Genomic DNA, 26188 nt, shown 5'->3' on the forward strand with positions numbered 1-26188 from the left:
GAGGCTTCGACGGACAGGCCTAGCCACTCGCCAGTTTCCGGATCAGTTCTGTTGCAAAAGTGCTTGCATCGCGGTGATCTCGGACTGCTGTGCGGCGATGATATCGGTAGCCAATTGCTTGGCGTCGGCGTTGTCGCCATCGGATAGTTCCGATTGGGCCGTCGCGATCGCGCCGGAGTGATGTTCGATCATCATCTTCAGCCACGCGGTGTCGAAGTCCCCATCGCGCAGCCCCTCCAATTGAGCGATCTGCTGCTGGGACATCATTCCTGAGGCATTGTCCGCGCTCGTGCCCACCGCTCCCATCGATTGCGCAACACCCAACTTCGCGCAGATCATCGCGAAACCCTTTGAGGTGTATTGATTGGGCTCAATCGGTGGACGCAACATTCGAGGTCAGGAGGGTGTTGTGGGTCGTCCATCGGATTGGGTGCGGGAAGTAACGGGCAGGGCTCCGATGAGGTCACCGGGAGCACCGGGCCATCCTCGGTCGAAGGAACGGCAGTTTTGGGACCAGATCGCCACAGGCAAGCTTCCTCGTGAGGCAGCTGACGCTGTCGGCGTGGCGCAAGCGGTTGGTCAGCGGTGGTTCCGGCACGCTGGCGGGATGACGCCGTATTTATGGCCCGCGCCGGCAGGCAGGTACCTTTCTTTGGCAGAGCGTGAGGAAATCGCGATCCTGCACGCCACCGGCCACGGAGTGCGCGCGATCGCGAGTGCCATCGGAAGGAGCCCGTCGACGATCTCGCGGGAGCTGCGGCGTAACGCTGCCACGCGTGGAGGCACGCTCGAATACCGCGCCAGCGTGGCGCACTGGAAAGCCGAGTTGTTTGCCCGCCGCCCGAAGACCGCCAAGCTCACGGCCAACGATCGGTTACGGCACTATGTTGAGGACCGACTCTCGGGCCGGATCACCAAGCCGGGCGGCGATGCTGTCGCCGGACCGCTCGAACGGCAATGGAAAGGCTTGAACAAGCCCCATCGTCAGGACCGCCGATGGGTGAAAGCGTGGAGCCCCGAGCAGATTTCGAACCGGCTACCAATCGATTTCCCGGATGATCTGAGCATGAGAATCAGCCACGAAGCCATCTACCAGTCCCTGTTCATCGAGGGCCGCGGCGGCCTGCGCCGCGAACTCATCTTGTGCCTGCGCACCGGCCGTGCTCTGCGCATGCCGCGGGCAAGAGCAAAGCGTGCTGCCTGGGCTCACGTGAGCCCGGACGTACTGATCAGCGAGCGTCCCGAAGAAGCCGACGACCGTGCGATCCCCGGGCACCACGAGGGTGACCTCATCATCGGTACGGACAGGTCCGCAATCGGAACCGTCGTCGAGCGCACAACCGGATACACCACCCTCGTGCACCTGCCACGGGAGCGTGGGTGGCGACAGCAACCGATCACCAAGAACGGGCCGGCACTGTCGGGATACGGAGCGGTGTCGATGAACAGAGCGTTGACACAGGCACTGGCGTCGATGCCCACCGAACTCAAACGCTCGCTGACCTGGGACCGCGGGAAAGAGATGTCCGCACTCGCCCAGTTCACCATCGACACCGGGCTGAAGGTCTACTTCGCCGACCCGCACAGCCCGTGGCAACGAGGCACCAACGAGAACACGAATGGACTACTGCGCCAATACTTTCCGAAGGGAACTGATCTCTCGCGATGGAACCCAGACGATCTCGCGGCAGTCGCCCACGCTCTCAACACGCGACCACGGAAACGACTCCAATGGCGAACCCCCGCTGAAGCTTGGGACGAACACCTACGATCAATTCAACAGCAACGTGTTGCTTCGACCGGTTGAATACGCCTTGACTTCCGCGATCGGCGTGGAACACTGCACCGGCAAGACCGCCGCGGGTCAGTGCTGCGGCACCTAAGGCATCTTCGACGAGTTCGGTACGCATGTGCTCGGCGATCGACCAGCCCACCAGGCGGCGGGAGAAGCAGTCGATCACCGTGGCCAAATACAAGAACTCATTGTCCCCGCATGGCAGATACGTGATGTCACCGACGTATCGGGTATTCGGTGCGATCGCGGTGAAATCACGGTTGAGCAGGTCCGGCGACGGAGTGTCGGCTGGTTCGGCGATGGTGGTGCGGTGTTTTCGGCGCAGTCGCAGGCCCTCGATGTTGTTGGCGCGCATGATCCGTGCGATCCGTTTGTGATTGATCCGCTGGTCGGCGGGTTGTCCGTGATTGATCTCGGCGGTGATCCGGGGCCGCCCGTAGGTGTTGTCCCACCTGTGGACGGCGCGGATCTTGTCGGCGAGTTCAGCGTCGGCTGCGGCCCGGGCGGCTCGTTTCTCGGCGGCGTTGATCCATGCGTAGTACGACGAGCGGGCGATATCGATGACCTGGCACAACCGCTTCACCGGGTAGGTGTCGGAGTGGTCTGCAACGAACTGGAAGCGGTTCACCAATTCGTCTCTCCGGCGAAATATTTGGCCGCCGACCGCAGGATGTCTCGCTCAGTTTCGAGCTTGGTTTTCTCCGCGCGTAGGTGTGCGACCTCGGCGCGGAGCCTGGCGGCTTCCTGCTCGGGTGTCTCGCCGGTGCCGGGCCCCGGAGCGGTGGCGGCGGGTCTGCGGATCGGGATACCCGCATTTCTCAGCCATGTGGTCAGGGAGCCGTGGGATATGCCGAGATCGGCGGCGATCCCGGCTACGGTCGCGCCGCCGGTGTCGCGGTACAGCTCGACTGCGTCGCGGCGGAACTCTTCGGTGTAATTTTTCTTTGCCATCGGGTTAGATCTTCTCGCTTTCCCTGGTCTGAGACCAGGATCAAGCGTGTCCAACCCGCGGGGTCAAGGCCCATGTGCCGGAACAGGACGTGAGAAATGATCAGAATTTGTGGATCCCGGGAGGACGTACCTTCCCGGATGATGATCTGCAAGGAATCGAAATTCTGATCACGACCAGCGTTGGCGCGCTGGCGGGGAGGTACGCCCGTGCTCACGGTAATACACAACGACGACAACGAATCCAAATACAACGGCGGGCGGTCGCTACTCGACGAGATCGTCCGCGACGGTGCCCGGAAGATGCTCGCAGCAGCACTGCAGGCCGAGGTTGCCGCCTACATCGACCAGTTCGCTGACCATCTCGACGAGAAGGGGCATCTCCTGGTGGTCTGCAATGGCTACCACGCAGAACGTGACGTCCTGACCGCAGCGGGCGCGGTCAACGTAAAAGCTCCTCGGGTCGACGACAAGCGCATCGACCCTGAAACCGGAGAACGCCAAAGGTTTTCGTCGGCGATTCTGCCGGCCTGGGTACGCAAGTCCCCGCAGATGATCGAAGTCCTGCCACTGCTGTACCTCCATGGGATTTCCACCAGCGACTTCGGGCCAGCGCTCGCGCCGTCGGCGCGGATGACCATCAGGTGCAGGTCGCGCTCGTGCGATGCTGCGTACTCGGTCACCGGCTGCCCTTCGGGAGCGAGGATCTGGAACGACGGCTGGTCGTCGTCTCCGATCTGTGAGGGTGCGTGGATGGGGCTGAGCCGGTATCCGGATTGCTCGATCGAGAGGCCGTTCTCCTTCGCTACCTGTGGAGTGGACCGTTCCCGTTCCGCGATTCGATTATCGGCATATACCCGTGGGGGGTATTTCTTGCACGGGTACCCCGATCGTGGAATCCGATCAATCCGAGTCGTCCGTCCGGCACGTGCTGCTACGCAACGACATCGGACAGGGGAAGATCCGTGTTCCGGTTTGCTACCGCGGCCGCACCCTGGACGCGCGACGCGCTCGAACGATTGGCGAGCTATGGATTCGAGTGGTCACCCTGGTCTCGACGCGAGACGATGTCAGGGCGCTTGGACTGTCGACCTGGTGGCCGCCCTGTGCGCCGCCACGCTCTAGCGTTGCCCTCAAGCACGCCTTGATCCAGTCGGTCAGGATCCCACACGCTTCGCGTGCTTATGCCGATCTCGACGTGTCATTGGGGACAGAGGGATCCATTTGACACATCCCCAAGCAACGTCGCACCTGCAAAGCTGGGCCGAATCTCGATACTGCCCTCGATTCCCATGCGTTGTCTGTAACGGGAAGCTTGGAATAATGCGTATTCGGTTTATCGAAAAGGATTTGGGTCCAGGGTGAATGATCACTATATGTGGCTATTGCTGTTGAAAGACGTTCGAGGCATTGAGAATTGGAGTGCTCAAGAGTGGCCGACGCGGCTGTAGTCTCGGTTTGCTCGGGCTCGGTTGCGGCGAATCGTTTTCTGCTGACAGTACTTGGTGGGCGCGTAGATTTTGAGCCCTCGTCGAGAGAGAATTGATTGTTCGCTCTGACGCCCCTGGGCTTCGGATGGGCCCATCCGCTGGCCCGGGGGAGGATGTCGGATAGACCGCGCGCCTACGAGAGGCATTGTAGGCCAACGACACTACCGCAGTACCGTCCCGCCGAAGGCTGAAACTCGAGGAATGTGCGCTCGCTGACTACGGTATTGCGCCCTGGCGGCGCGTCAGCCGTCATCAAGTTTGTCGGGTGCCGGTCGAGGACGGCGTGGATGTCGGCTGCTCATTAGTGACTGTGCCCCCGAGGGGGCCAATCTTTCCTGCGTTGGCCCAGCGTGCGACCGTCGAGTGGTCATGTTGAAAAAAGTATGGCGACGTCTCTGGAGTCAGGAAGTCGGTGGTGTCAGGAGGTTCGTATGGCGCGTGTGCATCTGGTTCGTCCATGGGAGTACCCGTGATGTGGGCGGAGGTTTCATGGTCCCTCACTCCAGTTTCTTTGATCGGGGAGTAGATCGGTTCGAGAGATGTTGTTTTGTAACCATCTCCTTTGTTTACCCCTGAATCTGTTTGCCCCTGAATCGGTGGTTTGCGAGGTTCGGCGCCAAGGACAAGTGCGGGATCCCCTTTGCTCGGGTTGTCCAGGTCGAAGCCGCTATGCTCGGAACTGCCACGTCGCGACGGGATTCACATGACCCACGCTGGCGTCGACTAGTTGTTGTCAGCCCGGATACTCGTTGTGTCTCAACGACATCAAGCGGTTGCTGCAAGAGGGATCCACCAAAGTGTTCCGTCAGCGCAATCGCGCCCGCCAGATCTGGTTTACGCCACGCCGCGTCGAAGGATGGGAAACTGCACCGGGAGCCTCCTCTCACCAGGAACAGGTACGGAAGCGCCTGGCCCGTGGCCATGAAACATCGAGACCCAGGCCCTAGACCTCGGTCCGGTTTTTTTGGGCAACAGCAGCGATCGCCCAGGACAGCTGCGTACTCATGTGCCTATCTATTGACATATAGGCGGGGATGCCGGTTAATTGACGCATCTCGGGACACGCCTCGTGTCTACAGAAGGAGGAACGCATGTCAGTGGAATTACCCGATGTTGCATCACTCACCCGAATATCGGATGGCTACGGTCTCCAGATCGACTCCAGCGATATGCAGATCTATGAAGCAGCTGCCGGGGGCTTGTTGCAGTCGTGGAACAGAGTCGAGGAGCTGTACACCGAAATCGCACCCGTACAGCCGGTGCGGCAGTGGGAAACCCCTGCAGCGGCCGCAAATGCGAACAATGCCTGGTATGTCACGTCAGAAATTCGCGAATCAATGCAAGGCTCACTCGCCGGACGCCGCATCGCAGTCAAGGACAACACCGCTGTCGCCGGAATCCCGATGATGAACGGATCTCGAACGCTCGAAGGATTCGTCCCTGCTGAAGACGCCACGGTCGTTCGTCGGCTCCTCGATGCCGGAGCAGTGATCGCCGGAAAAGCAACATGCGAGGATCTCTGTTTTTCTGGAGGTTCGCACACCAGTAAGCCACACGCAGTTCGGAATCCGTGGGACCACAACCGCTCTGCGGCGGGATCGTCCAGCGGAAGTGCGGTGCTCGTGGCGACGGGTGAAGTCGATATGGCAGTTGGTGGAGATCAAGGCGGGTCGGTTCGCATGCCCGCAGCGTGGTGCGGTGTGGTGGGCCACAAACCCACTTTCGGTCTGGTGCCGTACACGGGCGCATTCCCCATCGAGCAGTCGATCGACCACCTCGGCCCGATTGCGAGAACGGTCACGGACACAGCCTTGATGCTGTCGGTCATGGCAGGTGTCGATGGCAAGGACCCCCGTCAGCCCACATCGATCGAAGCAGTGGATTACGTTGCTGCTCTGCAGGAGTCGGCCGATGGATTGAGTGTCGGTGTCGTAGTCGAAGGCTTCGGCCGAGGTAATTCCGACTCCGGATCAGACGAAGTGGTCCGTCGAGCAATCGAAGAGCTGAGGACCGCAGGCTTGCAGACCGAGGATGTGTCCATACCCTGGCACCTCGACGGCACTGCGGTGTGGGACGTCATCGCGACCGAAGGCGCGACCTGGCAAATGGTCGACGGCAACGGTTACGGAATGAACTGGAAAGGGCGATACGACCCCGAACTCATCGCCTACTACGGAGCTCAATCGCGGCGTGATGCGAGTCAATTCTCGGAAACCGTCAAGTTGGTCACACTCGCGGGCCGTCATGCCATCGACACCGAATACGGGCGCCATTACGCCATGGCGCGCAACCTCGAAGCACACTTGGCGGCAGCCTACGACGAAGCTCTCCAACGATATGACGTACTGGTCATGCCGACGATGCCGCTTCTACCGACACTGCTCCCCGCCGACGGCGCCCCAATCGACGAAGTTCTCGGACGCGGCCTCGAGATGATCGGCAATACCTGTCCGTTCGATGTCACCGGACATCCCGCATGCACGGTGCCGGCGGGAATGAGTGAGGGCCTTCCGGTCGGACTGATGATCATCGGCCGACGATTCGACGATGCAACCGTGCTTCGCGTCGCGAAAGCGTTCGAGACTGCAGTGGGCGGCTTCCCGACCCTCGAAATGACAAGGAGTATCGCATGAATGGACTTTTCGACCTGGGCGGTGTCGACGGTCTCGGACCGATCAACGCGTCGAAGCAAGAACCAGCCTTCCATGCAGAATGGGAGAAAGTCGTCCTGACGTTGTTCCCGGCACTCTTTCGTGCCGGTTGGTTCGGACTGGACTCGTTCCGCCACGGAATCGAGACCATGGACCCGGTCGTCTACCTCACCTCGCCGTACTACGAACATTGGCTACACACGTTCGAGACGCATGGTCAGCGAAACGGTGAACTCGACATGGACGAACTCGATCGCCGGACTGCCCATTTTCTGGCACATCCAGACGCGCCGCTTCCCGAGCACGCATCGAACAAAGAGCTAGTGGATTTCATCGACGCCGCCAGTGCCGGCGGTGTTCCTCCGCAGCGTCCCACGGACAATCCCATCCGTTTTGCAGTCGGCGACAAGGTGCGACTGTCACACGATGCCCCGCGCGGTCACACGCGGCTGGCACGCTACGTGCGGGGCAAGGTCGGCACCGTCTCGGTCCACCGCGGCGCGTTCGTGTATCCCGACGCAGCAGGCAACGGACTCGGTGACGACCCTCAGCATGTTTACACGATTCTGTTCGACTCTGCCGAGCTCTGGGGTGAGCAAGCCGAGCCCAACACCACCACCACCTTCGATGTCTGGGATCCGTACATCGAGCACGTAGAACAAGCAGTAGGAGCGAACGCATGAACAGCATCTCCCGCACACCCGCCGAGATCACCGCGCGTGTGAAGGCTCTCGAATCGATGCTCATCGAAAAGGGGCTCGTCACAACGGAGATGGTCGACCGGATGGTCGAGATCTACGAGAACGAAGTGGGACCACAGTTGGGTGCCAAGGTGATTGCCAAGGCGTGGACGGACTCGGACTTCCGAACGCGTCTGATCGACGATGCCACAGAAGCGTGCAAGGAGCTGGGCATCAGCGGGCTGCAGGGCGAGCACATGGTCGCCCTCGAGGACACCGATGACGTCCATCACGCAGTGGTGTGCACGCTGTGCTCATGCTATCCCTGGCCGGTCCTTGGGCTTCCCCCGAACTGGTACAAGGAACCCCAGTATCGGTCGCGAATGATTCGTGAACCTCGAAGCGTACTAGCTGAGGAATTCGACTATGTCGTACCCGAGACCACGGAGATACGAGTGTGGGACTCCAGTTCCGAGGTGCGGTACTGGGTGCTTCCGCAGCGTCCAGCGGGAACTGAAGGGTGGTCGGAAGAGCAACTGGCAGCTCTTGTGACCCGTGACTCGATGATCGGTGTCGCTCCCGTCGAGGCTGTGTCGTGAGCCCGTCGGCAGCGGGAGCGTCACTCGAATCTCGCCGCGCTGAAATTGACGCCCTGGTGTGCGGATTGCCGGCGCCCCGTGACGGTGATCAAGCATTTGACGAACCGTGGCAGATCAGAGCTTTCGCCCTCGCCGTGGGAGCGCACGAGGCGGGAGAGTTCGAATGGCCAGCGTTCCAGAGCGCTCTGATCGAATCGATCCGCAGTTGGGAAGAGCAGGACGCCGGCACGTCCGATTCGGGCTGGTCGTATTACGAGCATTGGGTGCGAGCTCTCGAGGTGGTCCTCGACAGTGTCGGGAAGTTGGATAGCGATGCCTTGAATCTCAGGACTCGCGAGGTGCTGGCAGTTCCGCCGAATCGTGGTCACCATGAAGCGCGTCTGGACCCGATCGCTATCGATCCGGGAACTCGATCCTGAACTCAGATGAGCACGACAGTCCGATGAGAAGAAGCCGACTTCGTTCTTTGACGTTGCAACTTTCGTCGCCTCTCTGAAAGAAATAGCGCATCGAAGATCGAGTCCCGCGATCACGTTGGATTACGGCTGCAGCATCACAGTATGCGGAAACCCCAGGAGAAGACATGCACATCGCAGAGGGTTTTCTTCCCCCTGTTCAAGCGGTCGCGTGGACGGTCGCATCAGCGCCCTTCGTTATCCACGGGGCCCGCTGCATCATTCGTCAGGTGCGGGAACATCCCGAGACGAAGCTTCTCCTGGGCGCGGCGGGCGCATTCACTTTCGTTCTTTCGGCCATCAAGCTCCCGTCCGTGACGGGAAGCTCGAGTCATCCGACCGGGACGGGATTGGGTGCGGTGCTGTTCAGACCGCCGGTGATGGCCTTCCTTGGTGTCGTGGTGCTGCTCTTCCAAGCCTTGCTTCTGGCGCACGGCGGCATCACGACACTCGGAGCCAACACCTTCTCGATGGCTGTCGTCGGTCCCTGGGTCGGGTACGGCGGGTATCGACTTGTTTCTCGGTTCACGACGAACACATCCCCTGCCATCTTCGCCGCCATGTTCTTGGCAGACCTCTCGACGTATTGCGTCACCTCGATGCAGCTGGCACTCGCCTTCCCCGACCCCGTATCAGGGGTAGGCGGAGCACTAGCAAAGTTTCTCGGCGTCTTCGCCTTGACCCAGGTGCCATTGGCTGTCGCAGAAGGCCTGCTCGGAGTGCTGGTCTTCCGGGTCTTGCGGACGGTCGCAAGCCCAGAACTCGTACGACTGGGGGTACTACCGATGCCCGTCGACAACAGCTCCGGCGGACGTACCGGTGCTCCACCATCATCGCAGCGAGGATTCTGACATGCGCAAATCGGTGATCGTCAATCTTGCTCTCGTCGCCGCAATTGTTCTGATCATCGTCGCTGCCCTCATGATGGATGCGCGCAGGCCCGGTGAACAGGAACGGTTCGTAGGTTCCGACTCGGCCGCTACCTCGCTCATCGAGGAACAGGATCCGAACTACGTGCCCTGGTTCTCGGCCGTCTTCGCTCCAACCTCCGGTGAAGTCGAGTCCGGACTCTTCGCGCTGCAAGCGGCGATTGGCGGTATAGCACTTGGTTACTGCGTCGGCGCACTGCGGCATAGACGACGCGACGAGTTCACCGGCACGCAGCCAGGAAAGGACTGACCCCGTGAAAGGCCTAGCCATCGACGACGCGGCCTGGTCAAGCAGGTGGCGTGATCATGGACTCGGCGGCAAAGCCTTCTTAAGCGTCGGGCTATTGGCGCTGACCCTGGTCTTGCCCGTCTGGCCTACATCACTGACGGTCGCGATTGCTGTGACCTGTCTGATCCTGGGACCTGCCGGGACGGATGTCCGCGTGTTTCGGCGGGCGTGTACGGCGCCACTGGGATTCATCGTATTGAGCTCGATTGCCGTAGCCGTCACGGTGCATGTCGATCCCTCATTGTCGATCCAGGTCAGCGAAACATCACTGTTGCGCGCTCTTGAAGTCGCAGGACGTGCCGCAGCCGGAACGCTGGCCGTTCTCCTGCTTTCTCTGACTACTCCCATGACAGATCTGATGAGTGGGCTTCGAAGGGCGCGAGTACCCGCGGGATGCGTCGAGGTAGCTTCCCTGATGTATCGGATGCTGTTCGTGCTTCTCGACACCACGCGAACGGTCCGGCGCAGCCAGGTCGCACGTCTGGGAAACGTGTCGGTCAAGCAGACAATCAAATCCAGTGCTGATCTCATGGCGGTAATTCTGATCAGATCCTGGGATCAGGCGCGCCGACTCGAACAGGGACTGGCTGGGCGCGGTTACACAAATCAACTCACTACTCTCGACGATCCTCCTTCTACGAAACGAGTCTTCGTGGCCGCCACAGTGGGGCTACTCCTCGTAGTAGTCACACTGACTGCAATCGTCAGGAGTGCGGTGTGAGTCATCGAACTCTACGAGCCGACAACCTTGTCGCCTACTACTCCGTGGACACCCCGGTGTTGAAGGGGGCGTCACTGCAGATTCGACCGGCCCGACGGCTTGCATTGCTCGGCGCCAACGGTTCGGGTAAGTCCACACTGTTGTCCTGTCTCGCCGGAAGTACGCAGCCCAAATCCGGGACGGTACTGGTGGACGGTGAACCATTGCGCTACACACGCCGTGGCCTCAGAGATCACCGGCAGGCGGTCCAGCTCGTTCTTCAGGATCCGAACGATCAATTGTTTTCTGCTGATGTGGCACAAGATGTTTCGTTCGGTCCGACGAATCTGGGTCTGCCTCCCGCGGAGGTGAGAGAGCGCGTTTCTGAAGCGCTAAATCTACTCGGGCTCGAACATTTGCGGCGCAAACCGACGCACCACCTGTCCTACGGGGAGAAGAAACGTGTTGCGATAGCGGGCGCTCTTGCGATGCAACCCTGTGTATTACTGCTCGACGAGCCGACCGCCGGACTGGATCCACAGGGCGTTGATGAAATGGTGGAGGCTGTGATCAGTCTCGAACGACACGACACCACAATCGTCATTGCCACGCACGACGTGGCATTCGCTCTGGAATGGGCCGACGACGCTGCGGTAATGTGCGATGGGGCCGTCATCACGGGAGATCCGCGGAACCTACTCGGAAACGAGGCCCTGCTCTCGTCCGCGAGATTGAAGCAACCTTGGTCGCTTCGTTTGGCAAATGCCCTCGCCGAGCGTGGCATGGTTCCGGCAAATTCCCGCCCCCGCACCGTCGAGGAGATGACTCGATTGTTGTGCGGAGAGCATGCTGAGATGATTCTTTGAATCATTGGGCGGATCACTTTTCGAGTTGGAAGTCTGAGTCAGGCTGGTTCAGCCGGCGCACGAGCCGAAGGGGTCAATAGCTTCTAGCTTGCCATCGACCGAGTGTGCAACGTATATCGGTTGTCTCAGGCCGCGCGAGGACACCTCTACATGACCACGCGGACCGGTGAAGGTGACCCCATCGCGTAGTTGGCGACCGACAGCAGATGGGTCAATATCTCCGGCAGCGGTTGCCGCCCTCGCGACCAAATGAAGTGCCTCGTATACACATTCGGTCAAGCTCGATACCGGCGGTGCATCGGCGCCGAATCGGGCTCTGTATGTCGCTAGGAACGCGGCATTCTCCGCGGACTGCAGTGCCTCGAAATAGGAGAACACCGTCCACAGGCCGGCACTTGCGATCGGGCCGATGTACTCATGAGTCGACTCGTCGAGGGTGAAGGACACTGTCCTGGTTTTCGTGGCCATTCCGGCGGCATGCATCTGCTGTTCGAAAGCGACCTCGTCCGCTCCGACGAATGTCGACACCACGAGTTCAGCGCGAGAGCGCTCGATCGAATCGATCAGACTGGAAAAATCGATCGTGCCCAGAGGCAGGTAGTGTTCGTCGCCGGCAACACCTCCGGCCCGAGTGATGACTTTTCTCGCGGAACGCAGCATTGAACGTGGCCAGCAGTAGTCGTTTCCCGCCAGGAAGAAGCGTTCACCGCCCGTTGCATGCATCACCGCGGGGATGGCAGCAGAAGCCTGTGCCATCGGACGCTCACCGAGCCGGAAACTTTCCTCTCCGGCTGCCCCACCTTCATTCATCAAGGTATGGAGCAGAAGTACGCGATGCTTGCGCGCTACCGGCAGCAGCTTGCGGAACGTCGCCGATGTGACGTTGGCAAGCACGACGTCACAGCCGGATGCTTTGAGACGCACGAGTTCGGCAGCCCCAAGCCCGGGATGAGAGCCGTCGTCGCCGTGAAGAAGCTCGATATCGCGTCCCAGGACCCCGCCGCTGTGATTGAGTTCTTCGACCGCCAATGTCGCCATATTCCTGGTCGCGACCGAAAATACACTTGCGGCACCACTACCGCTCGCAAGCATGCCAACCTTCCAGCTGGAAGTCGACTGTGCTGAAGTGATGACAGGCATGTATAGCCGAGTGGCCCAATTCATGACGTCTTCGTCGATGCTGCTGGTCAGTCGGACGCGGCAGGTTCCGTCAGGTCGCGAGCGAACTCGTATGGTAATACGCCCCTGCCAAGGAAGCTCATGCGCGATGACGAGAAGTCCCGGGTATTCGAGTTGCACGATTCGTCCGAGAATGTCGGTCTCTTGGCCGCCGAGACTGGGCGGCAGCGTCATCGAGACCCTGATAGGGACCCCCACCTCGATGCGGCTGCCGACTGGCAAACGCCACGGCGGAATCCCGCGCTCTGAAATCAGGTGGAATGCATCCCGGGGTGAGCACGGAAGATCTACTTGTTCTGCGATTACGATCTCACCCATGTATTGCCTCTCAGGCTGAGATGATGGTGGGATCCGAATCGCGGGAAGCGCCCGCCTCGGACGCTTGATTGCTCAGATCGGCAACAGCAGACCGGTAAATCGAGGCCACGAAATCAACAACCTGCGACGCCGGTGCCGGGTCGACGCTGTAGTAGCGAAAACGACCTTCGCGCCGTTCGGAAACAACGCCCGCCAGTCTTAACACCCTTAGATGGCTCGAGACAGCCGTGCGTCCGACATGGGTGATGCGCTCAGCGATATCGTTCACCGACTTTTCGCCCTCACCGAGCACGAGTAGGATTTCGCGCCTCGTCGGATCCCCGAGTGCATCGAGAACGGCAGAAGCGTCACCGCCTATCACGATGAATACCTCCACATTTGGATCGAGGGCAACAGTTAGGAATACCAAATAGTGTACCTCACCCGCCAATGAGTCATTGTGTATTGACATGACCACCATCCTGGGAGAGAGTTTCGCAGTCAGCAGCAGGTTGGTTCATCGGGAGGCTTCAGTGTTCGTTCCGTTCAGTGTCAACGATTTTCTCGACCGTGCGGTTACTGCATACGGCGAGCGAATCGGAGTAGTAGACGAGCCGCGCGAGTCCGGCCTCGGCGGAGTGACCTATGCCCAGGTTCGGGATCTTGCACAGCGACAGGCCGCCAAACTCGACGAACTCGGGATCGCGGTCGGCGAACGAGTCGCGATTATCAGCCAGAACAGCAGTCGCTTGCTTATCTCGTACTTCGGCGTCAGCGGCTGGGGGCGCGTGCTGGTCCCCGTCAACTTCAGATTGAGTGCCGACGAAGTGCAGTACATCGTTGATCAGTCCGGGGCTCGCGTGCTTTACATGGATGCGGAACTGAAGGAGTCCCTGGCCGACGTCAGATGCGAGCATACGTTCGTGCTGGATGACGACGAAGATGTGTATGCCGACCCGAGCGTCAAACCAGTTGCATGGGAGCCCGATGAGGGGGCCACCGCGACGATCAATTACACCTCGGGGACCACCGCGCGACCCAAGGGTGTTCAGATCACACACCGGAACATCTGGGTGAACGCAATGACATTCGGCCTCCATATCCAGGTCAGCGACCGTGATGTATACCTGCACACTTTGCCTATGTTTCACGCGAACGGCTGGGGCATGCCCTTCGCAATGACCGGGGTCGGCGCCAAGCACATCGTGCTACGGAAAGTCGACGGGATGGAGATCCTGCGGCGGGTCCGAGACCATGGCGTCACCGTCTTGTGCGGCGCCCCAGCGGTTGCAGCTGCTGTTCTCGAGGCTGCCCGTACCTGGGATGGCGAATTGCCGGGCCGCGGCCGTGTTCGAATGATCGGTGGTGGTGCGCCGCCACCGACCAAGACAGTCGTTCGCTTGTACGAAGAACTCGGGTGGGAGTTCATTCAGGTCTATGGCTTGACCGAGACGTCACCGCTTCTGACTCTTAACCGGAGCCGAGCAGAATGGGATGATCTTCCCCCCGAGGCCTTGGCGCAGAAGCTTACTCGCGCTGGTGTGCCTGCCCTCGGTGTCCGGTTGAAGATCGACGAATCGCCCGAAACAGCAGGGGAGGTGTTGGCCCGGTCCAATGTTGTTTTCGAGAGTTACTGGGAGAAACCTTCGGAGACCGGGGCGGCTTTGGCCGGCGGATGGTTTCATACCGGTGACGGGGGCTTTATTTCCAACGACGGCTACCTCACGATCTCTGACCGCAAGAAAGATGTCATTGTCACCGGCGGTGAGAACGTCTCCTCCATCGAGGTAGAGGACGCACTTTTCTCGCACCCCGCGGTCGACGAAGTCTGCGTCATCGGGGTGCCGAGCGAGAAGTGGGGTGAGACGATCAAAGCGCTTGTCGTGCTGGCTCCTGACACGGTACCGACCACCGACCTGGAAGTTGAATTGATCCGCTGGTGCAAAACTCGGCTCGCGAGCTACAAGGCGCCGACATCGGTGGAGTTCAGAGATGTACTTGCACGCACAACCACGGGCAAGCTGCAGAAATTCAAACTCCGCGCGCAGTATTGGGATTCCGCTGCTCGTCAGGTGAATTAGCCACTACAACCCGCCCTGAGTGCATCATCGACGCCATCTGGTCTACGACAAGCGTCCTTCCTTCTTTTTCGCGATGTTCCACTTCCCCCGAAACTGCGGTCGGGTGGGTGATCCGACAGGGGCGAGAGCGGGCAAATCTCACCGATCCGCACACAGAAAGGACTGGTATGCAGCAGCTTGTCGATGGCGCTTGGTTGGAGGCCCGTCTGGGGCGTGAGGACCTGTGCATTTTGCATTGCTCGATCACCCACATGACGGATGAGGACGGCAAACCGGATTATGGGAGCGGTCGTTCCGGGTGGGCGGAAGGACATATTCCGGGATCTCGACATGTGGATCTGGTGGGTGACCTGTCGGACAAGAATGCTGATATTCCCCTCATGATGCCGTCGCTCGATCAGTTGCGGTCCGCACTCGAGGCGGTCGGTGCTGCCGATGGGCGACAAATTGTGTTGTACGACAACAACTTCAGTATGTGGGCTGCCAGAGTGTGGTGGATGCTGCGAGCTGTGTCGATTGACGCCGCGGTGCTCGACGGTGGATGGCGGACCTGGACTCGGGAGGGCCGCCCGGTCGAGACCGGGGATCAGCAACCCGAGGCGAGCGGCGCGTTGACGCTTACTCCGAGGCCTGGATCCTTCGTTACGAAGGAGGATGTTCTCGATCAGCTCGGCAACGAGTCCATCTGCTTGATCGATGCCCTGCATCCCAAGGTGTTTCGTGGTGAGCGTCAGGATTACCAGCGGCCCGGTCATATCCCTGGTGCCCAAAATGTATCGGCTCTTCACCTCGTGGATCGAAACACTCACCAGTATCTTCCTCTCGAGGGTCTCCGTGAACGCTTCGAGCAGACCTCCGCGGATAGTGCTGAGCGCGTGATCACCTACTGCGGTGCGGGTGTTGCCGGATCTTCGGCAGCGTTCGCGCTCGGCCTGCTGGGAATCTCCAACGTCGCCGTTTACGACGGATCGCTGAATGAGTGGGCAGCTGACCCGACACTGCCCATGACGATTTCCTCTCACTGAACGGTTACACGGGGGAAGCAACGTCATCAAAATGATGGAACCGGCAGGCAGTGACTGGAATGCGGCAGGACGGGCGTCACGGATGGGCGCATCTTTGCGCGCTCGATCGTTCTTCCTGCCACGTGTTTTCGGTCATCATCAATCCTGCACACGAAAAATTGCTATACGAAAACAGGAAGATCGCCCATCCACCCGAAACAATTCGCATGTTTTTTCGGCGCAAACCATCTCGGTCGATTCCCCGTTGAACGCCTGCGTGCAGGATGGCTAGTCGTGAGTCAGGGGTGGACGACATTCATCCGCAGGGCTCTATGTTATTTCTCGGTATTTGTGAGAGAGCGGCGGGTTTCGATGAGCCAGTCGTTGTACGCGAGGTGCGTTTGCCGCAGTTCGCCGCCTGGCCAGTCGGAGGGCAGCAGCTCCTCAGGCAGAAGCGGGTCATCCAAAAGGTGGCGCACCGATGTGGCGCACGCGGTGAATCGGAGGACAGGATCGGACGTATCGATCGCGGCCAACAGTGCCCGCGCGTGGTCGGCCCACCCAGTGAGATCCCACAGACGGGCGGCCAAGCTAGCAGGATCTGTGGCTGGTCTCGCGGTAAGTCGTTCACCGAGGGTGCCGATGTCTGCCGGCCAATCGATGTCCAAATTTGCCGGTCGGAGCCAGACGCCTTCACGGATCTCCGCCAGGCGCAAGTTACTGAGGACGTCACGCAATGCAGCTCGATCCGACGCCGAACGTCCCGACGCAGTGACAAGGAACATGTCCCAGTCGCCGTTCCAGTCCTTCGGAATCGTGTGAATAGCTTCCACTTGTCGTCGTTGACGGTGCAGCAGTCGTTCGGAGAGTTGATATCCACCCCTTTCGCTGCGTTCGAGATCGCCCGCGGAGGTCATCCGGGACAATGCGACCCGAACGGTGGGTTCGGCAAAGCCGACGATCTGCCCACCCGCGACGAGTTCGCTGGCGGTGAGAGTGGGGACCTCCGCCCCGAGTAATAGCCCAAGTAGCGCTGAGCGCGCGGAAACGGGTCGCAAATCTGCCGTGGTTGAGGTCGTCGAGGTCGCTGCAGGCATCAACGACGATGTTACGCGATGAGGTCAACTGCAACATAACTGTTGATTACGAAAGTTTCACGATCGCGGAGAATCTGTAATACTGATGGCATGACTACTTCCGTTGTGCAGCCCATCCGTCAAGCAGACCGGCTCTACCATGACCTTCTTTCGCCAGCCGAAACCACCGGCGTCAGGAAAAGAGTGCGTCAGATAGCGGCAGATGTCGTCGCTCCTGCTGCGAGACGCATCGCCAACGGTGATGAACGAGTAGACGGTTTCCCCCGCGACGTTTTCGAAGGACTCGCGGCTGCCGGCCTGTTTCGGTTGCCCTACAAATCTGAGGTCGGCGGTGATGGATTGTCACATCCCGTCACTGCTACCGCCGTGGCCATCGAGGAGCTCGCCTACTGTTCGAGCAGCGTCGCAGCGATCTTCGATGTCCACTGCATTCTCGCCGGAAACGCTCTTGCCCACGGCACTGAGGAACAGCAACAGGCCTGGCTCACCCATGTAGCAGACGGCTCGATGGTCGGCGCATTCGCGACTACCGAACCGGAGGCGTCGTCGGACCTGAGCCCGCAGGCCATCCAGACCGTAGCCAATCGGACGGACCAAGGCTGGGTACTCAACGGTCACAAGCGTTGGATCTCCAACTCGCCGGTCGCAGATTTCATTGTTACCTTGGCCAGGACCGGCGACCGGTTGTCCATGTTCATCGTCGACACGACCCTGCCCGGCGTCTCCGTAGGTGTGCCTGACCAAAAGATGGGTAACCGTGGCCAGCTAACCGCCGACGTACGCTACGACAACGTCCAGCTCGGTGACGACGCTCTCCTCGGAGGGGTCGAGGGACAGGGTTTGCGTCACGCTCTCGCAACACTCACACTCGGGCGGATCGGCATCGCAGCGGCCGGAGTAGGCATGGCCCAGGCAGCCTTCGACCATGCTATTGTCCACCTCTCGGAGCGTCGCGCGTTCGGACGTCCGATCGCGGCGAACCAGCACTGGCAGTTCCTGATGGCGGACCGGGCCACAGAAATCGAGAACGCGCGCACTTTGTATCTCAAGGCGGCGCTGCGACGAGACGCCGGTGAACTTTTTCCCGAACCCGAAGCTGCGATGGCGAAACACTACGCCACTCGCCTTTCGGTCGATCTCGCCCGCGACGCGGTCCAAGCCTTCGGCGGGCTTGGATTCGCGCGCGAACTCAGCGCCGACGGAACTGCAGGCCCAGTCGAGGCGATCTACCGCGACAGCAAAATCGGCGAGATCTACGAAGGCACCAACGAAATTCAGAAGTGGATTATCGCCCGCAATATCTTCGGTAAGGAAATCACCGGTTAACTTGCGCGGGCGTCCTCCGGAAGTAATCAGGTGGCAAACACTTCGGCTGACGGTTCCATCACGATCGGACAAACAACCCCGAATCAACTTCTCGATTCGGCAGGACCTATTTCGATTCAGATTTCACCGGGCGTTTACTGCTGGCGGCCGTCTGAACGAATGAAGATTTCTCTGGGACAAATGCTCGAACGTCTACATCGACTCCTCTGCCGCAAGACAATGCGCTACCCGAATGAGATCGTCGACTATCTCCGTGGTCAGTCACGGCCGAGGCAAAGTGCTTTTCGGATCGAATCATCCGGCATGGCCCGCGCTGGGTTGTCTCGTCGGGCTCAACGCGCTCGAACTCGACGAGACAACCCGTGCCACGCTCTTGCGTGACAACGCAATTCGCGCATTCAAACTCCCGTTCTGACCCCTGGCACAATGCAGCGCCGAGATTAAGGAACTACATGTTCACCAACGCCTTCACCCAAATCTTCGGGATCGAGCACCCCATCGTGTGTGGCGGCATGACCGCGGTGGGCACCGCCGATCTGATCAGTGCGGTAGCCAACGCCGGCGCACTCGGATTCCTCACCGCCCTTACACAATCCACCCCCGAAGCGCTGGTCAAAGAGATCGCTCGCTGCCGGGATCTCACCGACAAACCCTTCGGAGTCAACCTGACCATCCTTCCCACCATCAACCCTGTGCCGTACGACGAGTACCGGGATGCCATCATCGACAACGGCATCAGAATCGTTGAAACTGCCGGTGGAAATCCCGAGCCCCATATGGAGGCGTTCAAGGCGGCCGGGGTGAAGGTGATCCACAAGGCTGTGACCGTCCGTCACGCGGTCAAGGCTGAGCGGCTTGGCGTGGACGCGGTAAGTATCGACGGCTTCGAGTGTGCCGGGCACCCGGGCGAGGATGACGTTTCTGGGCTGGTTCTGATTCCGGCTGCCGCCAGGGCGTTGTCGATACCCGTCATCGCCAGTGGCGGAATCGCCACCGGCGCAGGTCTTGTCGCCGCACTCGCACTCGGTGCGTCCGCCGTCAACATGGGCACCCGATTCATGGCAACCACCGAGGCACCCATTCACGACAACGTCAAACAGCAAATTGTGAACCACACGGAACGCGACACCGTCCTCGTTTTCCGCGAGTTCCACAACACCGCACGCGTCGCTCGCAACTCGATCTCCGAAGAGATCGCTGCGATCTCCCGGGCGCCCGGTGCAACCTTCGATGACGTTGCCCACCTGGCTAGCGGTGCACGTGGTCGAGAACAGGTCTACGGTCAAGGTGATCTCGACGGCGGTCTCTGGTGGGCCAGCCAGGCACAAGGTCTGATCAATGAAGTCGCCAGCTGCGAGGAAGTCGTGTCCACGATACTCGTTGAGGCACAGCAAATTATCACGCAGGCCTTGCCTCAGCAGATAACTGCCTGAACAAACCACAGCGGCAATAATGTCCGAGGCAGTGCAGACTCCCGATACTCTGAGGTGTACTCCAGACTTGATTGCGTCGCAGCGCTGTGATCACGCCTTCATCGCAGCGTCGTGGGGCGGCGGTCACCCTTTCGAGTGGGCTGAGGATAGTTGGAGGCGACGGTGGCGGGGATCCCGTGTCGGCACAAGATCGTTCTCGGAGAAGAGGGTGATGCGAAAATTTACGTGCACGGGGTGGAGCCCGCATCGTGGAAGTTGGACGAAAATGCTACCGCGACAATCAATTACACCAGCGGAACTACCTCACGCCCCAAGGGGGTGGAGATCACCCACCGCAATATTTGGGTGAATGCGACAACATTGGCGTTGCATGCGGGAGTTACGGACCGAGACGTGTACCTGCATACGCTGCCGATGTTCCACGTGAACGGTTGGGGTATGCCGTTCGCGATGGCCGGTATGGGCGTCAAGCAGGTCGTGTTGCGTAAGATCGATGGTGCAGAGATCCTGCGTCGGGTTGCCGAACATGGGGTCACCGTGATGTGTGCTGCCCCGACCGTAGTGAACGCCGTACTCGCTGCGGCGCAGGACTGGGATGGTGAGATCCCGGGCCGGGGACGGGTGCGCATTATCAGTGGGGGTGCGCCGCCCCCGACCACAACTGTCGCCCGGATCGAGACTGAGCTGGGTTGGGAATTCATTCAGATCTACGGCCTCACGGAGACTTCTCCTCTTTTGACCATCAATCGCACCCGCTCCGAGTGGGACAGTCTGGATCCGCAGGCCCGCGCGGGCAAGCTTGTGCGTGCCGGCGCGGCCGCGTTGAGTGCCTCGTTGCGGATTGCGTCGGACGGAGAAGTGCTCGCCCGCTCCAACGGGGTGCTGAAAAGCTATTGGAACCAGCCGGATGAGACAGCAGACAAGCTTTCGGACGGCTGGTTTCATACCGGTGACGTCGGTGCGATCGGCGGTGATGGTTACCTCACCATCAGTGACCGTCTCAAGGACGTGATTATCACCGGCGGCGAAAACGTCTCCTCCGTGGAGGTCGAGGACGTGCTGTTCAGTCATTCAGCGGTTGCTGAGGTCGCGGTGATCGGTGTGCCCGACGAGAAATGGGGTGAGACTATCAAGGCTCTTGTGGTGCTGAGGCCGGAAGCACAGGCGCCCACCGCGGACGAGTTGATCGCGTATTGCAAGGAGCGTCTGGCCCGGTATAAAGCACCTACCGCGGTGGAGTTCCGAGCTGAGCTCGCTCGCACTGCCACCGGGAAGCTTCAAAAGTTCAAGCTCCGTCAGCAGCGCCAGACGAACTGAGTCTTGGGTGCCCGTCGCGCCCATATACCGGGTGAAAACGGACAGACCGCCTCTTGACCTTCTTGCGCATCGCTGACCTTGCAGACTTTTCGTCGAATGCGATGGTGGGAGATTGCCACGCGATATGCGTGGGCAGTGAGCTGCAGGCCGGGCCCCGGAAACCGGCTCTTCCGTTTCTAGAGTGCGTTGATGCGTTCCCGGAGCTGACCGGAATGGATCAGTGACCGCAAGATGTAGTGGTCGAGATTTCGGAATCCGAGTGCAATACCACGAAGGTGTTCGAGCCGACCGTTGATCGCCTCGACCGGACCGTTTGAGGCCCCGGTATCGAAATATGCCAGGATCTCCTTCCTCCGTTTCCAGAGACTACGACCGAGCTGAGCCAACTCCGCAAGCTCTGCCGGTACACCGGATTTGATGCGTTTGAGCGTTTTGAACATGGTGAGTTTCCCGGTTCGCTTGTCCGGGTCGGAATAGGCTGCGACCAGGTCCTGGTAGAGATGTTCTGTGACTTCGACGTCGATGTGCTGTTCGTCGGCGAACACAGCCTCGAGCCGCGCTTTCTGCTTGTCGGTGCGCAATACCTTGCGGGTGAGCAGAACCCTTTTGATGCCGTAGAGCGGGTCACCGGAGCGGCCGCGATGCCCGAGTGTGACCTGCTGAATCCGCTGCCGGCACACGGTCAACTTTTCCGCAGCCAAGTGCACTACGTGGAAGGGATCCATCACCGTCCGTGCCTGCGGTAATACGTCCTTCGCGGCGCGGTGGTAGCCAGTGAATCCGTCCATCGACACGATCTTCACCCGATCCCGAAACGCCTGATCGCGCGCGCCGAGCCATGTCCTGAGCGCAGCGGCGGAACGACCCGCAACCATATCGAGCAGCCTGGCGGGGCCGGCCCCGTCGATGACCGGGGTCAGATCGACGATGACAGTTACGAAACTCGGATCACCCTGTCCGCGAACATGTTTCCATTTATGCTCGTCCACCCCGAGGACTCGGACCTTGTCCAGATGCCCGGGCTGGGCGTGAACGAGGTTGTGCACTGTGGACAGGGCGAGGGAGTTGACCACGTCCCAACTCACTCCCAGTACCTTCGCCACCGCGGAGACGGACATTTTCTCGACCGCCAGGAAATGGAGAATCCAGCGGGCGGTGCGGCGGGTAGTGGAGGCTTTCGGAGCAGCGACCCGGTCTATGCGCTGGCGGAACACCGATACCGCACAGCTGTCCTGCTCGCAGACGAACCTCGGTAGCCGCACCTGCAGTCGGGTGGGATGCCCGACGACAGGCAGGTCGGTGAGGGTGCGGGTGACGTGGTCGCGGAGCTTGCCGCAATGACCGCAGGACGGGCACATCGGATCTTCGACAACCGGTCGGCATTCGATGTGGGTGAAGGCCTCGCCGATGGCGGCGCCGGTGATGGTGACACCGAGTTCGACGGTTCGGCAGATGGTATCGGCGACAAGCTCGGTAGGCTGCAAGTTGGGTCCTGGGCGGCGAGGGGATCAGGCGTCAAGAACCTTCATCCTCACACCCCAGGACCCGCTTTCACGCCACTACATCTTGTGCCTCATCGGATCACTGCCGGATCGGACTCATGCACTCCGGATCCGGAAGAGCCCGGAAACCCGTATCGAAATGTACGTAGGCACACAAATGTGCCCGAATTTAGGAGCTATGCAATGACCAAGTACGCCCGTCCAGGTACCGCCGACGCGATCATGTCCTTCCAGTCTCGATACGACAACTGGATCGGCAACGAATGGGTTGCTCCGGTCAAGGGTCAGTACTTCGAGAACCCGACACCGGTGACCGGACAGAATTTCTGTGATGTGGCTCGTTCCACCGCAGAAGACATCGAGCTCGCTCTCGACGCAGCGCACGCAGCAGCTCCGGCCTGGGGCAAGACCTCGGTCGCCGAGCGCGCGATCATCTTGAACAAGATCGCTGATCGTATGGAGGAGAACCTCGAATCCATCGCACTCGCCGAGTCGTGGGACAACGGCAAGCCGATCCGCGAGACCCTCAACGCCGACATTCCGCTCGCCATCGATCACTTCCGTTACTTCGCGGGAGCTATTCGCGCACAGGAAGGTTCGCTTTCGGAGATCAACTCCGACACCGTGGCGTACCACTTCCACGAGCCGCTCGGCGTAGTCGGCCAGATCATTCCGTGGAACTTCCCGATCCTCATGGCCGTGTGGAAGCTCGCTCCCGCCCTTGCTGCCGGCAATGCCATCGTGCTCAAGCCTGCCGAGCAGACACCCGTCTCGATCCTGCACCTCATCGGCATCATCGGTGACCTGCTGCCTGCCGGTGTGCTCAACATCGTCAACGGCTTCGGCGTCGAGGCCGGAAAGCCGCTCGCGTCGAGCCCGCGTATCAAGAAGATCGCGTTCACCGGTGAAACCACCACAGGTCGCCTGATCATGCAGTACGCGTCGCAGAACCTCATCCCCGTGACCCTCGAACTCGGTGGCAAGAGCCCCAACGTCTTCTTCTCCGACGTCCTCGCCTCCAATGACGACTACCAGGACAAGGCACTCGAGGGCTTCACGATGTTCGCCCTCAATCAGGGCGAGGTCTGCACAGCGCCGTCGCGGGCGCTGATCCAGGAAGACATCTTCGACGAGTTCCTCGCGATGGCCGCCATTCGCACCAAGGCTGTGCGCCAAGGGGATCCGCTCGACACCGACACCATGATCGGTGCCCAGGCCAGCAACGATCAGCTCGAGAAGATCCTCTCGTACATCGAGATCGGCAAGGCCGAAGGCGCCAAGGTCATCACCGGTGGTGAGCGAGCCGAACTTGGCGGAGACCTGTCCGGCGGCTACTACGTCCAGCCGACGGTGTTCACCGGCAACAACAAGATGCGCATCTTCCAGGAAGAGATCTTCGGACCCGTCGTCTCGGTCACCTCGTTCAAGGACTACGACGAGGCCATCGAAATCGCCAACGACACCCTCTACGGTTTGGGCGCCGGTGTCTGGTCCCGCGACGGCGGAGTCGCCTACCGCGCAGGCCGCGACATCCAGGCCGGTCGCGTCTGGACCAACACGTACCACCAGTACCCGGCACATGCCGCCTTCGGTGGATACAAGCAGTCCGGCATCGGCCGCGAGAACCACCTGATGATGCTCTCGCACTACCAGCAGACCAAGAACCTCCTGGTCAGCTACGCCCAGAAGGCTCAGGGCTTCTTCTGATGCAATGACCAGGTGGGAACCGAAGTCGATGTTGCGCCGCAGGCCTACCGTTGTTTTGCGGCGCAACATGTTTCGAAGGATTCTACTCGATTTGGGTCTGGCGCGTAGGACCATTTAGCGCTGGCGACAAGCACTCGACATCAATGGATGGTATTTCACTCTCTATCGGAGTGACGCTTGAGTTCGGAGCAAACGGGGCCATGGACAGCGGCGGACAGTTTGACGGTTGATGCCTATTTGTGCGTTTCAATCGACACGTCTGATTGTGCCCGAGGAGTCAAGGGGCCTTGACCCCGCGGGTTGGACACGCTTGATCCTGGTCTCAGACCAGGGAAAGCGAGAAGATCTAACCCGATGGCAAAGAAAAATTACTCCGAAGAGTTCCGCCGCGACGCAGTCGAGCTGTACCGCGACACCGGCGGCGCGACCGTAGCCGGGATCGCCGCCGATCTCGGCGTATCCCACGGCTCCCTGACCACATGGCTGAGAAATGCGGGTATCCCGATCCGCAGACCCGCCGCCACCGCTCCGGGGCCCGGCACCGGCGAGACACCCGAGCAGGAAGCCGCCAGGCTCCGCGCCGAGGTCGCACACCTACGCGCGGAGAAAACCAAGCTCGAAACTGAGCGAGACATCCTGCGGTCGGCGGCCAAATATTTCGCCGGAGAGACGAATTGGTGAACCGCTTCCAGTTCGTTGCAGACCACTCCGACACCTACCCGGTGAAGCGGTTGTGCCAGGTCATCGATATCGCCCGCTCGTCGTACTACGCATGGATCAACGCCGCCGAGAAACGAGCCGCCCGGGCCGCAGCCGACGCTGAACTCGCCGACAAGATCCGCGCCGTCCACACGGTGGACAACACCTACGGGCGGCCCCGGATCACCGCCGAGATCAATCACGGACAACCCGCCGACCAGCGGATCAATCACAAACGGATCGCACGGATCATGCGCGCCAACAACATCGAGGGCCTGCGACTGCGCCGAAAACACCGCCCCCCCACCGCCGAACCAGCCGACACTCCGTCGCCGGACCTGCTCAACCGTGATTTCACCGCGATCGCACCGAATACCCGATACGTCGGTGACATCACGTATCTGCCATGCGGGGACAATGAGTTCTTGTATTTGGCCACGGTGATCGACTGCTTCTCCCGCCGCCTGGTGGGCTGGTCGATCGCCGAGCACATGCGTACCGAACTCGTCGAAGATGCCTTAGGTGCCGCAGCACTGACCCGCGGCGGTCTTGCCGGTGCAGTGTTCCACGCCGATCGCGGAAGTCAATACACCTCAAAGGGTTTCGCGATGATCTGCGCGGATTTGGGTGTTGCGCAATCGATGGGAGCGGTGGGCACGAGCGCGGACAATGCCCTGGCCGAGTCGTTCAATGCGACACTCAAACGCGAAACGCTGCAAGGCGCAGCCCGCTGGGAATCGCCCCGGGCGGCAAGGCTCGCGGTGTTCCGGTGGATCACCCGCTACAACACCCGACGCCGGCACTCGTACTGCAACTATCTCAGCCCTGCCGACTACGAAAACGCTCACACATCCGATAGCCTGCAGAAAGCCGCGTAATCACAAACCCCGTGTCCAGTTTCCGGGGTCAAGGCCCCATCGTGGCCCCTGTATCCCCGATTTGTTGGATACTCGGCCTCAGGCTGTGATCTACAGGGACACATCCCTGACCACCTTCAAGGAGGTATCTACAGGGACACATCCCTGACCACCTTCAAGGAGGTGCAGACGACTCTTCTGACCTGTCGTGTGATCGCGGCGGATGCGAAAGTCGGGTATCCCCGTGAATGCGACCAGTCCGTCTGGTTTGATTCTCTGATGAAACG

Annotated in this window: 19 protein-coding genes and 5 pseudogenes; 18 read left to right on the forward strand and 6 right to left on the reverse strand. The window is 60.4% G+C overall.

Features of this window, described 5'->3' with window-relative positions; all coding sequences use genetic code 11:
• Window positions 1–42: 42 nt before the first annotated feature.
• Window positions 43–360: pseudogene (locus YH3_RS32685) on the reverse strand (DUF305 domain-containing protein); the annotation flags it as partial.
• Window positions 361–457: 97 nt separating this feature from the next.
• Between YH3_RS32685 and YH3_RS32690 the strand changes: the two are divergent.
• Window positions 458–1807, forward strand: coding sequence for an IS30 family transposase (locus YH3_RS32690; RefSeq protein WP_231783878.1), 1350 nt, complete (start codon window positions 458–460; stop codon window positions 1805–1807).
• A gap of 10 nt (window positions 1808–1817) precedes the next feature.
• Here the strand turns inward: YH3_RS32690 and YH3_RS36990 are convergent.
• Window positions 1818–2746, reverse strand: a pseudogene (locus YH3_RS36990) (IS3 family transposase); the annotation flags it as partial.
• A 207-nt stretch (window positions 2747–2953) separates the two neighbouring features.
• On the opposite strand from YH3_RS36990, the pseudogene YH3_RS35295 reads away from it, so the two are divergent.
• The 9 genes and pseudogenes from YH3_RS35295 to YH3_RS32745 all read left to right on the forward strand — a co-directional run.
• Window positions 2954–3361 (forward strand): annotated as a pseudogene (locus YH3_RS35295) (transposase); the annotation flags it as partial.
• 1963 nt (window positions 3362–5324) lie between these two features.
• Window positions 5325–6866 (forward strand): amidase, encoded by a 1542-nt coding sequence (locus YH3_RS32710; RefSeq protein ID WP_064444890.1) that lies wholly within the window; start codon window positions 5325–5327, stop codon window positions 6864–6866.
• A complete protein-coding gene (nthB, locus tag YH3_RS32715; RefSeq protein WP_064444891.1) occupies window positions 6863–7567 on the forward strand; it encodes a nitrile hydratase subunit beta in 705 nt (234 codons plus the stop codon). Before YH3_RS32710 ends, nthB begins: the two co-directional genes overlap by 4 nt.
• Window positions 7564–8163, forward strand: a complete 600-nt coding sequence (nthA, locus tag YH3_RS32720; RefSeq protein ID WP_064444892.1) for a nitrile hydratase subunit alpha — start codon at window positions 7564–7566, stop codon at window positions 8161–8163. The genes nthB and nthA overlap by 4 nt, the downstream gene beginning before the upstream one ends.
• Window positions 8160–8582: a nitrile hydratase accessory protein gene (locus tag YH3_RS32725; protein ID WP_082920759.1), complete on the forward strand. Its 423-nt coding sequence runs from the start codon at window positions 8160–8162 to the stop codon at window positions 8580–8582. Before nthA ends, YH3_RS32725 begins: the two co-directional genes overlap by 4 nt.
• Before the next feature lie 164 nt (window positions 8583–8746).
• Window positions 8747–9469, forward strand: a complete 723-nt coding sequence (locus YH3_RS32730; RefSeq protein WP_064444893.1) for an energy-coupling factor ABC transporter permease — start codon at window positions 8747–8749, stop codon at window positions 9467–9469.
• Between the two features lies 1 nt (window position 9470).
• Window positions 9471–9797: an energy-coupling factor ABC transporter substrate-binding protein gene (locus YH3_RS32735; RefSeq protein WP_064444894.1), complete on the forward strand. Its 327-nt coding sequence runs from the start codon at window positions 9471–9473 to the stop codon at window positions 9795–9797.
• Between the two features lie 4 nt (window positions 9798–9801).
• A complete protein-coding gene (gene cbiQ, locus YH3_RS32740; RefSeq protein ID WP_064444895.1) occupies window positions 9802–10557 on the forward strand; it encodes a cobalt ECF transporter T component CbiQ in 756 nt (251 codons plus the stop codon).
• Window positions 10554–11402 carry an energy-coupling factor ABC transporter ATP-binding protein gene (locus YH3_RS32745; protein ID WP_064444896.1) on the forward strand — a complete coding sequence of 283 codons (849 nt, stop codon included), beginning with the start codon at window positions 10554–10556 and terminating at the stop codon, window positions 11400–11402. The genes cbiQ and YH3_RS32745 overlap by 4 nt, the downstream gene beginning before the upstream one ends.
• A 48-nt stretch (window positions 11403–11450) precedes the next feature.
• Here YH3_RS32745 and YH3_RS32750 read toward each other — a convergent pair whose 3' ends face one another.
• Together YH3_RS32750 and YH3_RS32755 are read right to left on the reverse strand one after the other, a co-directional pair.
• Complete coding sequence (locus YH3_RS32750; RefSeq protein ID WP_082920761.1) at window positions 11451–12899, reverse strand: substrate-binding protein; 1449 nt, start codon at window positions 12897–12899, stop codon at window positions 11451–11453.
• Between the two features lie 10 nt (window positions 12900–12909).
• Entirely contained in the window at window positions 12910–13350 is a 441-nt protein-coding gene (locus tag YH3_RS32755; protein ID WP_082920769.1) for a helix-turn-helix transcriptional regulator, read from the reverse strand.
• 61 nt (window positions 13351–13411) lie between these two features.
• On the opposite strand from YH3_RS32755, the gene YH3_RS32760 reads away from it, so the two are divergent.
• Both YH3_RS32760 and YH3_RS32765 read left to right on the forward strand, forming a co-directional pair.
• The gene (locus YH3_RS32760; protein ID WP_064444966.1) at window positions 13412–14959 is read left to right on the forward strand and encodes a class I adenylate-forming enzyme family protein; all 1548 of its coding nucleotides are present in this window, start codon (window positions 13412–13414) and stop codon (window positions 14957–14959) included.
• 167 nt (window positions 14960–15126) lie between these two features.
• Complete coding sequence (locus YH3_RS32765; RefSeq protein WP_064444898.1) at window positions 15127–15984, forward strand: sulfurtransferase; 858 nt, start codon at window positions 15127–15129, stop codon at window positions 15982–15984.
• 314 nt (window positions 15985–16298) lie between these two features.
• On the opposite strand, the gene YH3_RS32770 is transcribed toward YH3_RS32765, so the two are convergent.
• Window positions 16299–17060 carry a PaaX family transcriptional regulator C-terminal domain-containing protein gene (locus YH3_RS32770; protein WP_064444899.1) on the reverse strand — a complete coding sequence of 254 codons (762 nt, stop codon included), beginning with the start codon at window positions 17058–17060 and terminating at the stop codon, window positions 16299–16301.
• A gap of 90 nt (window positions 17061–17150) precedes the next feature.
• On the opposite strand from YH3_RS32770, the gene YH3_RS32775 reads away from it, so the two are divergent.
• From YH3_RS32775 to YH3_RS32790, 4 genes and pseudogenes are all read left to right on the forward strand, one after another.
• Window positions 17151–18386, forward strand: a complete 1236-nt coding sequence (locus YH3_RS32775; RefSeq protein WP_064444900.1) for an acyl-CoA dehydrogenase family protein — start codon at window positions 17151–17153, stop codon at window positions 18384–18386.
• 181 nt (window positions 18387–18567) lie between these two features.
• A pseudogene (locus YH3_RS32780) lies at window positions 18568–18801 on the forward strand (hypothetical protein); the annotation flags it as partial.
• A gap of 37 nt (window positions 18802–18838) precedes the next feature.
• The gene (locus YH3_RS32785; RefSeq protein WP_064444902.1) at window positions 18839–19819 is read left to right on the forward strand and encodes a nitronate monooxygenase family protein; all 981 of its coding nucleotides are present in this window, start codon (window positions 18839–18841) and stop codon (window positions 19817–19819) included.
• 183 nt (window positions 19820–20002) lie between these two features.
• Window positions 20003–21136: pseudogene (locus YH3_RS32790) on the forward strand (AMP-binding protein); the annotation flags it as partial.
• A 176-nt stretch (window positions 21137–21312) separates the two neighbouring features.
• Here the strand turns inward: YH3_RS32790 and YH3_RS32795 are convergent.
• On the reverse strand, window positions 21313–22620 hold the full coding sequence (locus tag YH3_RS32795) for an ISL3 family transposase (protein WP_064444903.1): 1308 nt from the start codon (window positions 22618–22620) through the stop codon (window positions 21313–21315).
• A gap of 201 nt (window positions 22621–22821) precedes the next feature.
• Between YH3_RS32795 and adh the strand changes: the two genes are divergently transcribed.
• The gene (adh, locus tag YH3_RS32800) at window positions 22822–24345 is read left to right on the forward strand and encodes an aldehyde dehydrogenase (RefSeq protein ID WP_064444904.1); all 1524 of its coding nucleotides are present in this window, start codon (window positions 22822–22824) and stop codon (window positions 24343–24345) included.
• A 354-nt stretch (window positions 24346–24699) separates the two neighbouring features.
• A protein-coding gene (locus YH3_RS32810; RefSeq protein WP_154100399.1) for an IS3 family transposase occupies window positions 24700–25922 on the forward strand; the annotation gives its coding sequence in 2 pieces (ribosomal slippage) (window positions 24700–25006 and window positions 25006–25922; 1224 coding nt in all).
• Window positions 25923–26188: the final 266 nt, after the last annotated feature.

The organism is Rhodococcus sp. YH3-3 (genome assembly GCF_001653035.1).
In the GTDB taxonomy this organism is placed as follows: domain Bacteria; phylum Actinomycetota; class Actinomycetes; order Mycobacteriales; family Mycobacteriaceae; genus Rhodococcus_F; species Rhodococcus_F qingshengii.

Excerpts from the sequence above, each read along its gene's own strand:
- YH3_RS32750 (WP_082920761.1), bottom strand. The coding sequence starts at position 12,899 with ATGGGTGAGATCGTAATCGCAGAACAAGTAGATCTTCCGTGCTCACCC.
- adh (WP_064444904.1), top strand. The coding sequence starts at position 22,822 with ATGACCAAGTACGCCCGTCCAGGTACCGCCGACGCGATCATGTCCTTC.
- YH3_RS32755 (WP_082920769.1), bottom strand. The coding sequence starts at position 13,350 with ATGTCAATACACAATGACTCATTGGCGGGTGAGGTACACTATTTGGTA.
- nthB (WP_064444891.1), top strand. The coding sequence starts at position 6,863 with ATGAATGGACTTTTCGACCTGGGCGGTGTCGACGGTCTCGGACCGATC.
- YH3_RS32785 (WP_064444902.1), top strand. The coding sequence starts at position 18,839 with ATGTTCACCAACGCCTTCACCCAAATCTTCGGGATCGAGCACCCCATC.
- YH3_RS32690 (WP_231783878.1), top strand. The coding sequence starts at position 458 with ATGAGGTCACCGGGAGCACCGGGCCATCCTCGGTCGAAGGAACGGCAG.
- YH3_RS32730 (WP_064444893.1), top strand. The coding sequence starts at position 8,747 with ATGCACATCGCAGAGGGTTTTCTTCCCCCTGTTCAAGCGGTCGCGTGG.
- YH3_RS32765 (WP_064444898.1), top strand. The coding sequence starts at position 15,127 with ATGCAGCAGCTTGTCGATGGCGCTTGGTTGGAGGCCCGTCTGGGGCGT.
- YH3_RS32735 (WP_064444894.1), top strand. The coding sequence starts at position 9,471 with ATGCGCAAATCGGTGATCGTCAATCTTGCTCTCGTCGCCGCAATTGTT.
- YH3_RS32770 (WP_064444899.1), bottom strand. The coding sequence starts at position 17,060 with ATGCCTGCAGCGACCTCGACGACCTCAACCACGGCAGATTTGCGACCC.
- YH3_RS32710 (WP_064444890.1), top strand. The coding sequence starts at position 5,325 with ATGTCAGTGGAATTACCCGATGTTGCATCACTCACCCGAATATCGGAT.
- YH3_RS32775 (WP_064444900.1), top strand. The coding sequence starts at position 17,151 with ATGACTACTTCCGTTGTGCAGCCCATCCGTCAAGCAGACCGGCTCTAC.
- nthA (WP_064444892.1), top strand. The coding sequence starts at position 7,564 with ATGAACAGCATCTCCCGCACACCCGCCGAGATCACCGCGCGTGTGAAG.